The organism is Rhizobium sp. PAMB 3174 (assembly GCF_052908375.1).
The window spans coordinates 44,352-57,280 of sequence record NZ_CM128608.1; the positions used below are offsets into that span (position 1 = coordinate 44,352).

At 63.4% G+C, this 12,929-nt stretch carries 14 protein-coding genes; 8 read left to right on the forward strand and 6 right to left on the reverse strand.

From position 1 onward, the window contains the following. Nucleotides 1-55: 55 nt before the first annotated feature. The 3 genes from ACU5AY_RS00205 to ACU5AY_RS00215 are packed head-to-tail and all read right to left on the reverse strand — an operon-like array spanning nucleotide 56 to nucleotide 1,861. Nucleotides 56-1,135 (reverse strand): 5-(carboxyamino)imidazole ribonucleotide synthase, encoded by a 1,080-nt coding sequence (locus ACU5AY_RS00205; RefSeq protein WP_446827529.1) that lies wholly within the window; start codon nucleotides 1,133-1,135, stop codon nucleotides 56-58. Continuing rightward, a complete protein-coding gene (gene purE, locus ACU5AY_RS00210) occupies nucleotides 1,135-1,635 on the reverse strand; it encodes a 5-(carboxyamino)imidazole ribonucleotide mutase (protein WP_261928785.1) in 501 nt (166 codons plus the stop codon). The genes ACU5AY_RS00205 and purE overlap by 1 nt, the downstream gene beginning before the upstream one ends. 22 nt (nucleotides 1,636-1,657) lie before the next feature. Continuing rightward, on the reverse strand, nucleotides 1,658-1,861 hold the full coding sequence (locus ACU5AY_RS00215) for a YdcH family protein (protein ID WP_261928786.1): 204 nt from the start codon (nucleotides 1,859-1,861) through the stop codon (nucleotides 1,658-1,660). Between the two features lie 351 nt (nucleotides 1,862-2,212). Between ACU5AY_RS00215 and ACU5AY_RS00220 the strand changes: the two genes are divergently transcribed. After that, on the forward strand, nucleotides 2,213-2,389 hold the full coding sequence (locus tag ACU5AY_RS00220; protein WP_261928787.1) for a YdcH family protein: 177 nt from the start codon (nucleotides 2,213-2,215) through the stop codon (nucleotides 2,387-2,389). A 166-nt stretch (nucleotides 2,390-2,555) separates the two neighbouring features. Here the strand turns inward: ACU5AY_RS00220 and ACU5AY_RS00225 are convergent, their stop codons facing one another. Together ACU5AY_RS00225 and ACU5AY_RS00230 are read right to left on the reverse strand one after the other, a co-directional pair. Further along, a complete protein-coding gene (locus ACU5AY_RS00225) occupies nucleotides 2,556-2,816 on the reverse strand; it encodes an ArsR/SmtB family transcription factor (RefSeq protein ID WP_261928788.1) in 261 nt (86 codons plus the stop codon). A gap of 84 nt (nucleotides 2,817-2,900) precedes the next feature. Next, nucleotides 2,901-3,668 (reverse strand): sulfite exporter TauE/SafE family protein, encoded by a 768-nt coding sequence (locus ACU5AY_RS00230; RefSeq protein ID WP_446822839.1) that lies wholly within the window; start codon nucleotides 3,666-3,668, stop codon nucleotides 2,901-2,903. Nucleotides 3,669-3,807: 139 nt separating this feature from the next. Between ACU5AY_RS00230 and ACU5AY_RS00235 the strand changes: the two genes are divergently transcribed. The 7 genes from ACU5AY_RS00235 to ACU5AY_RS00265 all read left to right on the forward strand — a co-directional run bounded on the left by ACU5AY_RS00235 (nucleotide 3,808) and on the right by ACU5AY_RS00265 (nucleotide 11,058). Next, on the forward strand, nucleotides 3,808-4,461 hold the full coding sequence (locus ACU5AY_RS00235) for a thiamine phosphate synthase (RefSeq protein WP_446827530.1): 654 nt from the start codon (nucleotides 3,808-3,810) through the stop codon (nucleotides 4,459-4,461). A gap of 8 nt (nucleotides 4,462-4,469) precedes the next feature. Beyond that, the gene (locus ACU5AY_RS00240; RefSeq protein WP_446827531.1) at nucleotides 4,470-5,639 is read left to right on the forward strand and encodes a tetratricopeptide repeat protein; all 1,170 of its coding nucleotides are present in this window, start codon (nucleotides 4,470-4,472) and stop codon (nucleotides 5,637-5,639) included. A gap of 115 nt (nucleotides 5,640-5,754) precedes the next feature. After that, nucleotides 5,755-6,219: an Lrp/AsnC family transcriptional regulator gene (locus tag ACU5AY_RS00245; RefSeq protein ID WP_261928792.1), complete on the forward strand. Its 465-nt coding sequence runs from the start codon at nucleotides 5,755-5,757 to the stop codon at nucleotides 6,217-6,219. 141 nt (nucleotides 6,220-6,360) lie between these two features. Next, nucleotides 6,361-7,161 (forward strand): inositol monophosphatase family protein, encoded by an 801-nt coding sequence (locus tag ACU5AY_RS00250; protein WP_446827532.1) that lies wholly within the window; start codon nucleotides 6,361-6,363, stop codon nucleotides 7,159-7,161. Nucleotides 7,162-7,283: 122 nt separating this feature from the next. Further along, the gene (locus ACU5AY_RS00255) at nucleotides 7,284-8,327 is read left to right on the forward strand and encodes a MotA/TolQ/ExbB proton channel family protein (protein ID WP_446822842.1); all 1,044 of its coding nucleotides are present in this window, start codon (nucleotides 7,284-7,286) and stop codon (nucleotides 8,325-8,327) included. 3 nt (nucleotides 8,328-8,330) lie between these two features. After that, nucleotides 8,331-9,362, forward strand: coding sequence for a peptidoglycan -binding protein (locus ACU5AY_RS00260; RefSeq protein WP_446822843.1), 1,032 nt, complete (start codon nucleotides 8,331-8,333; stop codon nucleotides 9,360-9,362). A gap of 52 nt (nucleotides 9,363-9,414) precedes the next feature. Further along, on the forward strand, nucleotides 9,415-11,058 hold the full coding sequence (locus ACU5AY_RS00265; protein ID WP_446827533.1) for an FAD-binding dehydrogenase: 1,644 nt from the start codon (nucleotides 9,415-9,417) through the stop codon (nucleotides 11,056-11,058). A gap of 4 nt (nucleotides 11,059-11,062) precedes the next feature. Here the strand turns inward: ACU5AY_RS00265 and ACU5AY_RS00270 are convergent, their stop codons facing one another. Next, nucleotides 11,063-12,883, reverse strand: a complete 1,821-nt coding sequence (locus ACU5AY_RS00270) for an ABC transporter transmembrane domain-containing protein (protein WP_446827534.1) — start codon at nucleotides 12,881-12,883, stop codon at nucleotides 11,063-11,065. Nucleotides 12,884-12,929 lie beyond the last annotated feature (46 nt).

Below are 12,929 nucleotides of genomic sequence, written 5' to 3' on the forward strand. Positions count from 1 at the left end.
CCCTCGAAAAGTTGACAGGCAAATACCCTGTAGGCCTGGGCCTGTCAACCGGCCTTCAAGCCTTTTCATGCCCGTTTGCACCGGTCAGCCGGGTCACGTGACCCATTTTCCGGCCGGGGCGGGCCTCGGTCTTGCCGTAGAGGTGGACAAGGGTGTCGCTCGTCTTCAGCCAATCGCCGAGATCGTCGATCTCGTCGCCGATCAGGTTCTGCATCACGCAGTCGGAGTGGCGCGCCGGATCGCCGAGCGGCAGGCCGGCGACGGCGCGGATGTGTTGTTCGAACTGCGAGACGATGCAGGCGGCTTCCGTCCAGTGTCCGGAATTGTGCACCCGCGGCGCGATCTCGTTGGCGATCAGCGTGCCGTCCGCAAGGACGAAGAATTCCATGCCGATGACGCCGACATAGTCGAGCGCGGAGAGCAGGCTTTCCGCAGCCTTCAAGGCGACGGCCTGCGTCTGCGCGCCGATCCTTGCGGGCAGCGTCGACGTATGCAGGATGCCGTCGCGATGGACGTTTTCCGCGGGATCGTAGGCGCGAACCGCTCCATCCGTTGCGCGAGCCGCGATGATCGAGACTTCGCGCTCGAACGGGACGAAGCTTTCGAGGATGAGCGGCACGGAGCCGAGAGCTTCGAAGGCGCCGGCGGGGCTGTCCTGAGGTCCCTTGAAGACACGCTGTCCCTTGCCGTCATAGCCGAGGCGGCGGGTCTTCAGTACGCCCTTGCCGCCGAAATCGACGAGGGCCGCTTCCAGCTCGGCCTGGCTGTCGACGGCATGGAAGCGGGCGGTTTCGATCCCGCAGCCGTTCAGGAAGCGCTTCTCAGTCAGCCGGTCCTGCGCCACTTCCAGCGCCTTCGGCGGCGGATAGACGGGCACGCTTACGGCAAGCGTCTCGGCCGCGGAGACCGGCACGTTCTCGAATTCGTAGGTGACGACGTTGCAAAGGCTCGCTAGTTCGGCAAGGGCCGCCGGATCGTCATAGGCCGCGGTGATCTGGCCGTTGGCCAGCTGGGCGGCCGGACAGTCGGGCTGCGGTTCGAGGATGATGGTGCGATAGTTCAGCCGCGCAGCGGCCATCGCCAGCATGCGGCCAAGCTGCCCGCCGCCGATGATCCCGATCGTTCTGTCTTTCATTACACGTCGTCCATGGGGTATTCGGCAACAGCCTCGCTCTGGCGCGTGCGCCATTGGTCAAGCGCGATCGCGACATCCTCGTCGGTCAGCGCCAGCACGGCGGCGGCGAGAAGTGCTGCGTTGACGGCGCCGGCCTTGCCGATCGCCAGCGTTCCGACGGGAATTCCGGCCGGCATCTGGACGATGGAGAGCAGGCTGTCCTGTCCGGAGAGTGCCTTCGACTGCACCGGTACGCCGAAGACCGGAAGCGGGGTCATGGCGGCGGCCATGCCCGGCAGATGGGCGGCGCCGCCGGCACCGGCGATGATGACCTTGAAGCCTTCGTCGCGGGCACCCTTTGCGAAGGTGACAAGCCGGTCGGGCGTGCGGTGGGCGGATATGATCCGGGCGTCGTATTCGATGCCGAGCGCCTCCAGCGTGTCGGCCGCATTCTTCATGGTTTCCCAGTCGGACTGGCTTCCCATGATGATGGCGATCGGCGGTCGTTCCGCACTGGTCATATGTCGTCCTCTTTCAAGCTGTTCAGGCAATGATGTCGGGGATGATCTGATCTTCCAGCTTGCTGATCTTGTCCTTGATGACAAGCTTCTTCTTCTTCATGCGCTGGATGCGAAGGGCTTCGCAGCCGACCTGAATCATGGCGTTGATGGCGGCATCGTAGTCTTCATGCTCCTGGCGCAACCTTGCGACCGCCAGCCGAATTTCCGCCTGTTCCTGATCCGCCATTCCTGTCCCCGCCTCTCACGTCACAATGCCCTGCAAGCCGGTTCCCCAGCATTTGCGGCAAGCTCCTATCACTAAAACGTGCATTCGGGAAGTTATCTGAAACAGCTGTTCCGCATTTTGCGGAAGGCGAGGTCGCGGGAGGCCTTGGCAGCCTTGACGAACGGTCGGTAACCTTCCGTTAGGGATGGTTGTTGGAAGCGGGAGAAAATTCATGCAGCTGTCAAATTGCCTTCAAGAATCCACGAAATCGCCTTCGACAAGGGGGGGATCTTGTGGCACATTTCTCCTGTTAAAACCTGAAGCCACGGTCAAGTGTGGCCGGGATAGGTTAGGGAAGGAAGGACAGTAAAAATGACCATACAGGCTCATCTTGCATCGCTTGAACAAAAGCACGACGCTCTCGAGCAGGAACTGCACCAAGCGCTTATGTCCGTATCCAGTGACGACCGCGAAATTGCCGAGATCAAGCGCCGCAAGTTGCGCATCAAGGACGAGATGGAGCGCATCAAGAGCTCCACGCGGCACTAAGTCGAATTCTGTATGTGTGTTTACTCGGCTTTCCGGCATTTCGACCGGGAAGCCCGCCACCCGGCCCAGGAGGCCGGCCTCGATGAGGCCAGTTAGGGGTGGATTTGCCGGATAGATAGTCCGGCCCTTCAAAAAGCCGGTTCTGGGCGTCCGCTGTTGCCGTAGTTCACGCCCAGAACTGGTCCAGCCAGAGATTGAGCTTCATGAAGCCCTGGCTGTTGACGGCGTAGATGCGCCGGGTTCCTTCGGATTTCACGGAAACAAGGCCGCTTTCGAGCAGGGCCTTCAAGTGCTGGGAGACGGCCGGCCGGCTGATCGGCAGGCCCTCGGCCAGCTCGTTCACCGTCCTTGGTGCGCGCCTGAGCTCCTCCAGCAGGTAACGCCGGTTCGGATCCGCAATCGCACTGAAAGGATCGGTGTTGGACATGGGGTCGAACTTACGGGAAAGCCCATGGGCGGGCAAGAATATTTGTGCGCTGCAGCGAGAAAAGCCTGCACCTCGTCCCGGGCGCTACCATTGCAGTCCGTCGTAGAACAGTTTGGTCGCCGCGATCAGCACCATGACATACATGAACGGGTAGAAGAACTGCGGTTTCATGTGCCGCACCGCCCAGGCGCCGATCATGGTGGAGACGAAGGCCACCGGCAGAAGAAGAACGGACAGCGACAGGTTTTGCGTATCCAGTTCGCCGAGCGCGAAATAGGGAAGGACCTTGATTGCGTTGACGATTGCGAAGTAGCGCACGCTGGTGCCGGTATAGGTCTTCGGGTCGAGCTTCAACGGCAGGACGTAGATCTGGAAGGGCGGGCCGCCCGCATGCGCGACGAAGCTGCCATATCCCGACAGCGTCATCCACAGGGTGGCGAGCGCCGGACGCTGCCCCTTGGGCTTGACCTCGACATGCCGTTTCGGCCCATAGGTGTCATAGAAGAACTTCAGTGCGAAGACGATGGTGATCGCGCCGATGACGAGCCGCATGATGTTCGGCGAGACATAGGCCGAGGTCGCCCACCCAAGTGCAATGCCGATGACGGCTCCCGGCAGGCAGATGAGAAGGGTTTCGCGGTGGTTGTGGCCGCGCCAGGCCCAGAGCGCGACCAGATCCATGACAATCAGGATCGGCAGGAAGATGGCGGCGGCCTGAACCGGCGGCATGACGAGCGCGAGCAGGGGCACGCCCATCAGCCCCATGGCGCCCCCCATCCCGCCTTTCGACAGGCCGACGACGGTCACGGCGGGAACGGCCGCGAGGAAGAAAGTTATGTCTGGAAGAGTCACGGCGGGCCGTATTCCGGTTGATCAATTGGTGAGAGAGGTCTATCGGATTTGCATGGATAAGACGAGGGGCGATCTGTTCAAATGCGGTTCCTCCTCGGCTTCACTGACATGAATGCCGTGAGATTGCAGAGGGTAACATATGGCCGGCGCCGACAATCGTTGCAGACTTGTTCTCGTGGTTCCGGACATAGCGGAAACGTCGATCGCGGTGAAAGCCGTCGCCGACGCGCTGCGCGGCGGCGACGTGGCGTCGGTCATCATGCCGCAATACGGCATGACCGACCGCGACTTTCAGGACTATGCCGAAAAGCTCGTTCCGCTCATCCAGGAAGCCGGCGTTGCCGCATTGATTGCCGGTGACAGCCGCGTTGCCGGCCGCGCCCGTGCCGACGGCCTGCACATCGAGGCCGATTCGCAGGCGCTGGCGGATGCGATCGAAAAGCATTCGCCGAAGATGATCGTCGGCAGCGGCAACATCCCGGACCGTCACCATGCCCTGGAAATCGGCGAGTGCAATCCGGACTACGTCTTTTTCGGAAAGCTCGACGGCGATATCCGGCCGGAAGCGCATCCGAAGAACGTGGCGCTCGGCGAATGGTGGGCCTCGATGGTCGAGATTCCCTGCATCGTCATGGGCGGTACTTCGATCGAGTCCATCGTGTCCGTCGCCGAAACCGGAGCGGAGTTCGTGGCACTGCGGACGGCTATTTTCGGGGATTTGGCCGCCGCCGCGCGCGCGGTCGCCGAGGCAAACGCGCTGCTTGACGAAAAAGCGCCACGGTTTGGCGATTGAACGTTGGCATGATGCTCAGATTTGCCCGTTCTTGCTTGTTTCTTGCCGTGCTCGGCGCCCTTCCCGGTTCGGGTGCGCTGGCGGCCGACGATAGTCTGGGCGGATTGTTGCTCGAAGACGACGGTGGGTTCGCGCAGCCGCTACACAAGGGCGCAAGGCCCGGGGCGGCTTCGGGCGGCGAGAATGACCTGTTGCAGAGAATGGGTATCGAGCCGCCGGTGGGCGACGGTGGAACGCTTGTTCCAGACGCCCGATCCGGGCGGGTCGGTGCGGCGGATCGGGCGACGATCCTTCACCGCATGGCCGAAGGCCTGCCCGACCTTCCCGCTGAAAAGCCGTTTACCGGTGTTGTCGACGAGGCCTATGGCGCTTACCAGCGCGGCCTCTATGTCACCGCCCTGCAGAAGGCGCTGCCGCGCGCACAGCTGGGCGACGCGGTCGCCCAGACCCTGGTCGGCGTTCTCCTGTCGCGCGGCCTCGGCGTGCCCCGCGATGCCAAGGCTGCGGCCTTCTGGTTCAAGCAGGCGGCCGAAAACGGCGATCCTCCGGCCATGTTCCGCTACGCGCTCCTCCTAATAGAGGGCCAGGACGTTCAGCGCGACAAGGCAAAGGCCGACGAGATGATGAAGAAGGCGGCGGAGGCGGGCAACGCGTCGGCGCAGTTCAATTACGCCCAGATGCTTGTTGCCGACAATCCGGGCGAGCGCGGGCTCGAACAGGCTTTGCCCTATTACGAGAAATCGGCCGAGCAGGGCATCGCGGATGCGCAATATGCCGTTTCGCAGGTCTACATGTCGCTGCCGGATGTTCCGGAGGAAAAGCGGGCGAAGGCGCGGGAGTGGCTCTTGCGCGCGGCGCGGGCCGGCTACGACACCGCGCAGCTCGACATGGGCGTCTGGCTAGTCAACGGCGTCGGCGGGCCGCGCGACTTTGACAAGGGGTTTCAGTGGCTGAGGATCGCGGCGCTCCGCGGCAATGTCGCGGCCCAGAACAAGCTCGCCTATCTCTACATCAACGCGCTCGGAACGCGGCCTGATCCGATCGAGGCTGCCAAGTGGTATGTCCTGTCGCGCCGCGCCGGGCTTGCCGATCCCGGGCTCGAGGATTTCTACCTCGGCCTGACCGACGAGCAGCAGAAGCAGGCGATCGACGCCGCAAACAAGTTCCGGCCCGTCTGATCTGGATATCGTTTCACACGCCATCTCCGGCGACGCGCTTTCGGGCAGAACGAACTGGAAAGCCGGAAGGCGATCGTATATTCCGGGCATTCGGCAAATCACGGAAGTCATCGCCATGCTGTCAGAGCTCGACCGGATCGACGTCAAAATCCTGAAGCTGCTTCAGGAAAACGGCCGCCTGACGAATGCCGATCTCGCCGATCTCGTCGGTGTCAGCCCGGCAACCTGCCATCGTCGCACGCAGCGCCTGTTCGATGAGGGCTATATCCAGACGGTCAGGGCGATGGTCTCGCCGCAGAAGGTCAATCGTGGCGCCCTCGTCATGGTCGGCGTCGTGCTTGACCGATCGACGCCGGACAGCTTTGCCGAATTCGAAAAGGCCGCGCGCTCGCTGAAATTCGTGCTCGACTGCCATCTCGTGGCCGGCGATTTCGACTATTTCCTGAAGATCCGCGCGCAGGATATGGCGGATTTCAACCGCGTCCACGGAGAGCAACTGATCGCACTGCCGGGCGTGCGCCAGACGCGGACCTTCTTCGTCATGAAGGAAGTGATAGACAACGCGCCGCTCGATTTCTGAGCCTCATCGCCGCCAAGGCTTGAATTCCGGGCCGTTTTGTGGTCTTGAACCCGCCGATCATTCAATCCGCATCGACGAAGACAGCTTTCCGGGCTCGTGGAGCCGAAGCTGCACGATCAGTTCTCAAGGATAAGAAGCCTCATGGCCCGCTCCGCTCTCCTCAATGTCATGGTTCAGGCCGCCTTCAAGGCTGGCAAGTCGCTGGCGCGCGATTTCGGCGAGGTGCAGAACCTGCAGGTGTCGCTCAAGGGCCCCGGCGATTATGTGTCTCAGGCAGACCGCAAGGCCGAGAAGATCATCCGCGACGAACTCCTGAAGGCACGCCCGACCTACGGCTTCCTCGGCGAGGAAAGCGAAGAGATCATCGGCACCGACGGCGCGCATCGCTGGATCGTCGATCCGCTCGACGGCACCACGAACTTCCTTCACGGCATCCCCTGCTTCGGCATCTCGATCGCGCTCGAGCGCAATGGCGAGATCGTTGTCGCCGTCGTCTTCAATCCGGCGACGGATGAGCTCTACACGGCTGAAAAGGGCGGCGGCGCCTTCGTCAACGACCGCCGCATGCGCGTTGCCGCGCGTCGCGAGCTGTCCGATGCCGTCATCGGCTGCGGCGTGCCGCATCTCGGCCGCGGCCATCATGGCCAGTTCCTCGTGGAGCTGCGCAATGTCATGGGCGAAGTCGCCGGCATCCGCCGCATGGGCGCGGTGTCCATCGATCTTGCCTATGTGGCCGCCGGTCGCCTCGACGGTTTCTGGGAAACCGGGCTGCAGGCGTGGGACCTCGCGGCCGGCCTCTTGTTGATTCGTGAAGCCGGCGGCTATGCGACAGACATGGACGGAGGCACGAAGAGCCTGGAAACGGGCGGCGTGCTCGCCGGCAACGAGCATATCCATCGCGCACTCGGCGAAGTTTTGAAGCGCCCGATCGCAAAAGCGTGAGCCGGGCTCGGCAAATCGGCCAATTCGTCGGCCGCGCGACGAAGTTTTGCGCGGCTTTTCCCTTCAATTTTCCACGATTTTCTAATAGCCTCCGGCGCACTGGTTGTGGAGGCGAATGAAATATGGCGAGATTCGGACTGTCTGGCTTTGGTAAGTCGGATCTGGAGGCTGAGGAGTACGGGCAGAAGCTCTCCAGCCCGATGCCCTATTTCTGGACGATGGTGCTGTTTCTCATCATTGTCGGCTTCATCGTCGCCATTCTTTACCGCCAGGCCCAGACCGCCTTCATGGCCAACCCCGGCCTGAACGGCCTCATCGTCTTCGTTTTGTGGATCGGTATCCTGCTCGTCTTCAGCCATGTGCTGCGGCTGGGGCCGGAGGTCCGCTGGTTCAACTCGTTCCGCGCCGTCGGCAGTGCCGACAAGGTGGGACGCGAGCCGAAGCTGCTCGCGCCGATGCGCTCGCTGATCGGCAGCTGGCAGACGATTGCCCTGTCGACGACCGCGCTGCGCTCGATCCTCGATTCGATTGCCACGCGCCTCGATGAATCACGCGAGATTTCCCGCTATCTCATCGGCCTCCTGGTCTTCCTCGGCCTGCTCGGCACCTTCTGGGGCCTGATCAGCACCATCGGCTCGATCAACAACGTCATCCAGTCGCTCGATCCGGGCTCAGGCGACAGCGCCGATGTGCTCGGCACGCTGAAGGAAAGCCTTGCCGCACCACTTTCGGGCATGGGCACGGCGTTTTCGTCCTCTCTGCTCGGCCTTTCCGGCTCGCTGATCCTTGGGTTCCTCGACCTGCAGGCCGGCCGCGCCCAGAACCGCTTCTACATGGAGCTGGAAAACTGGCTGTCGTCGGTCACCGATGTCGGCTCGGAAATCGCCGCGGTTGCCGAAGCGGTCACCACGACGTCCGCCGACAGCGGATCGTCGGAAGACATGAAGCTGCTCGTCGAACAGCTGCAGAAGATCGCCGAAGGCGGCGGATCTAGCCAGCGCACGGTCCAGGCGATGGCCAACCTCGCCGAAGGTATCCAGGGCCTGGTCAAGAACATGCGGTCCGAACAGCAGATGCTGCGCGACTGGATCGAGGCGCAGCAGGAGGAATCCAAGGCTATGCGCCGCTCGCTCGACCGCCTCACCGACATCGTCAGCGGGGAATAGCGGATGGGTCTTTCCCGCAACCGTCGGCAGGCTCATACGGTCGATTACTGGCCGGGCTTCGTCGACGCGCTGTCGACGCTTCTGCTCGCCATCATGTTCCTGCTGACCGTCTTCGTCATCGGTCAGTTCATCCTGTCGCGGGAAATCAGCGGCAAGGACGAGGTGTTGAACCGGCTGAACAGCCAGATCAACGAACTCACCCAGCTTCTGGCACTGGAAAAAGGCAACAAGCAGGATCTCGAAGACCAGCTCGCCAACCTGCAGGCGTCGCTGACGACGTCGGAAAGCGAACGGTCGCGGCTGCAGAGCCTGCTTGATTCCGGGTCCGGCAGCGCCGAGGCTGCGCAGGGTCGTATCAGCGATCTCAACGAAGCGCTCGATTCCGAGAAGCAGGTGAGTGCCAGGGCACTCAGCCAGATCGATATCCTGAACCAGCAGATCGCCGCCCTTCGCAGGCAGATCGCCGCCATCGAGCAGGCGCTGGATGCCTCGGAGGCGAAGGACCAGGAAAGCCAGACGAAGATCGCCGATCTCGGCCGCAGGCTCAACGTCGCCCTTGCCCAGCGCGTGCAGGAACTCAACCGCTACCGTTCCGACTTCTTCGGGCGGCTGAGGGAAATCCTGTCCGACCGCAAGAACATCCGCATCGTCGGCGACCGCTTCGTCTTCCAGTCTGAAGTGCTCTTTGCGTCGGGCAGCGCCGATCTCAATCCGCAAGGCAAGGAAGAGCTTGCGAAACTCGCAAGCGCCGTCGTCGATATCGCCAAGGAGATCCCGAACGAGATCAACTGGGTGCTGCGCGTCGATGGCCACACCGACGACGTGCCGCTGTCAGGCTCCGGCAAGTATGCCGACAACTGGGAACTGTCCTCCGGCCGCGCGACGTCGGTCGTGAAGTTCCTGATCACGCAGGGCGTGCCGGCCAATCGCCTTGTTGCGGCGGGCTTCGGCGAATACCAGCCGATTGCCGAAGGCGAGAGCCCGGAGGCGCGGTCGCAGAACCGCCGTATCGAGTTCAAGCTGACGGAACGCTGACCGACTCGCAGCCGGCAACTTCGTTGGCGAAGCAGGTTTGGGAGGACCGTGCATGGATTTCGACGTCCTGATTGTCGGCGCCGGACTTGCCGGTCTCGTCGCCGCCGCGGAAGCGGCCGATCGCGGGCTTAGGGTCTGCCTCATTGATCAGGAGGGCGAGCAGAATCTCGGTGGCCAGGCATTCTGGTCGCTGGGCGGTCTCTTCTTCATCGACAGTCCCGAACAGCGTTTCATGCGCATCCGCGACAGCCTCGATCTTGCCCGCCAGGACTGGTTCGGCTCGGCGGCTTTCGATCGTCCGGAAGATTACTGGCCGCGGCAGTGGGCCGAAGCCTATCTGCAGTTTGCCGCCGGCGAGAAACGCAGCTGGCTCCGACAGATGGGCATGCGCTGGTTTCCCGTTGTCGGCTGGGCTGAGCGCGGGGGCTCGCTTGCCACCGGCCACGGCAATTCCGTTCCGCGTTTCCATGTGACCTGGGGTACGGGACCGGCCGTATTGCAGCCATTCATCCGGCGTGTCCGCAGGGCCGAGAAGAAGGGCTTCGTCACCTTTCGCTTCCGCCATGCCGTCGATGAGCTGATTGTCGAGGGCGGGGTCGTTTGCGGCGCGCGGGGCAGGGTGCTGGCAACCGATCCGGTGGCGAGGGGCGAGCGCAGTTCTCGCGAGACGACCGGCGCATTCGAGATACGCGCTCACGCGGTCGTCGTTGCCTCCGGCGGCATAGGCGGCAACCACGATCTGGTGCGCAAGGCATGGCCTGTCGACCGGCTCGGAGCGCCGCCGTCGACCATGGTTTCCGGCGTGCCGCAGCATGTCGACGGCCGCATGCTGGCGATCAGCGAGGCCGCCGGCGGCCGGGTGATCAATGGCGACCGCATGTGGCACTACACGGAAGGCATTCGCAACTGGGATCCGATCTGGCCGAACCATGGTATCCGCATCCTCCCGGGCCCGTCATCCTTCTGGTGCGACGCCGATGGCAACCGGTACGGCGCGCCCGCCATGCCCGGCTTCGACACGCTTTCGACCTTGAAGGCGATCTGCTCGCGCGGCCATGGCCACAGCTGGTTCATCCTGACAAAGGCGATCATCAAGAAGGAATTCGCACTGTCCGGTTCCGAACAGAACCCGGATCTGACCGGCAAGAATATTCGCCTTCTCCTCAAGCGGCTCGGCAAGGAACCGCCGGGACCGGTGCAGTCCTTCATGGACAAGGGCGAGGACTTCGCCGTCCGGGAGACGCTTGACGATCTGGTCGAGGCGATGAACGCGATCGCCGGCGATTCACGCCTCGATGCTTCCCATATCCGCAGCCAGATCGAGGCGCGCGACCGCGAGATCGACAATGCCTTTTCCAAGGATGCGCAGGTGACGGCGATCCGTGGCGCGCGCAACTATCTCGGCGACAAGCTCATGCGGACCGCGAGACCGCACAGGCTCCTCGATCCGGATGCCGGTCCGCTGATCGCCGTGCGCCTCCACATCCTGACGCGCAAGACGTTGGGCGGGCTGGAAACCGATCTTTCGGGGCGTGTGCTTGATGCCGCCGGCCATCCGGTTTCCGGGCTCTTCGCTGCAGGCGAAGTCGCCGGCTTCGGCGGTGGCGGCATGCACGGCTACAATGCCCTCGAAGGGACCTTCCTCGGTGGTTGCCTTTTCTCCGGTCGCGCCGCCGGTCGGGCGGTGCTCGCCTGAGAGGTCAGATTGCAGCGGGCGCCGCAGCCGGCATGGAAACGTCGGCCTCGATTTCGTGATTGAACTGCAGGCGTGCCAGACGAGCGTAGATGCCGCCCTTCTTCACAAGGCTCTGATGCGTGCCTTCCTCGACGATCTTTCCCTGATCCATGACGAGAATGCGGTCGGCCTTCAGCACGGTCGCCAGCCTGTGGGCGATGACGACCGTCGTGCGGTCTTCCATGAGCCCGTCCAGCGCCTTCTGCACCAGTGTTTCGCTCTCCGCGTCCAGCGCCGAGGTCGCTTCGTCTAGCAGCAGCACCGGGGCGTCCTTGAGGATCGCCCGCGCGATGGCGATGCGCTGGCGTTGTCCGCCGGACAGCGTGATGCCGCGTTCGCCCACCATGGTGTCGTAGCCGTTCTCCAGTCGCGCGATGAATTCGTCGGCCTGGGCCGCAACGGCTGCCGCGCGGACGGCTTCGCGACTGGCGCCCGGCGAGCCGAAGGCGATGTTGTCGTGGACGGAAGAGGCAAACATCGTCACGTCCTGCGGCACGATGGCGATGCGGGCGCGCAGGTCTTCCGGCGTCACCGCCTTGGCGTCGACTCCATCCAGCGTGACGACGCCGGATTGCGGATCGTAAAAGCGCAGAAGCAGCGAGAAGACCGTGCTCTTGCCGGCGCCCGAGGAGCCGACGATCGCCACGCGCTCGCCGGAGGAGACCTTGAAGCTGAGCCCGTTCAGCGTCACCTTGCTGACCGAGGTGGGATAGGAGAAGGAGACGTTGCGGAATTCGATTTCGCCTCTCGCCGGCTCGGGCAGTGACAGCGGCTTCGCCGGCGCGCGGATCGCCGGCTCTTCGCGCAGGAGTTCGCCGATGCGTTCGGCGGCGCCGGCGGCCTGCGCCAGTTCTCCCCAGACCTCGGATAGCGATCCGAGCGAGCCGGCGGCGATGACGGAATAGAGCAGAAACTGTCCGAGCGTGCCGGGTGACAGCGTTCCGGCCATGACGCTCTGTGCGCCGAACCAGAGGACGCCGATGATGCTGGCGAAGATCAGGGTGATGGCGACACCGGTCAGCAGCGCGCGCGACTTGATGGCGTCGCGCGCCGCCTCATAGGCCTGCTCCACGGCGCCGGAAAAACGGGCATTGGCGACCTCCTGGCCGTTGAAGGCCTGCACGGTGCGGCTGGCGGCAATCGTTTCGCCGGCATAGGCGGTGGCATCGGCCAGCGTATCCTGCGCGGCGCGGGACCGCCGCCGCACGGAGCGCCCGAAGGCGACGAGCGGAAAGACGATGATCGGGATGGCGGCCAGCACGAGGCTCGACAGTTTCGGGCTGGTATAGACCATCATGCCGATCGCGCCGAGACAGAGAATGGTGTTGCGCAAGGCGAGCGAGGCTGTGGCGCCGACGGCGGACTTGATCTGCGTGGTATCGGCGGAGAGGCGCGAGACGATCTCGCCGGACTGGTTCACGTCGAAGAATTCCGGCGAAAGCGCGGTCACGCGGGAAAAGACGTCGCTGCGCACATCGGAGACCAGCCGCTCGCCGAGCGAGATGACATGGTAGTAGCGCATGGCGCTCGCGAGCGCCAAAAGAAGCCCCATCAGCACCAGCATGCCGAAGTAGTTGTTGATGAAGGCGTGGTCGGCCTCGCTGAAGCCGTGGTCGATCATCCGGCGCACGGCCAGCGGCAAGGCAAGCGTCATCGCGGCTGCCAACGCCAGGAAGAAGAGGGCATAGGCGATCTTCTTCTTGTAGCGCTTGAGATAGGGCAACAGCTGTGCGAGCGGGCGCAAATTGCGTCTTGAGGCGGTGCTGTCCGACTGTTGTTGCGCCACTTTTCCCCCTTGCCCGGGCGGAACCAAGTTCCTGCCATGTGGGCCT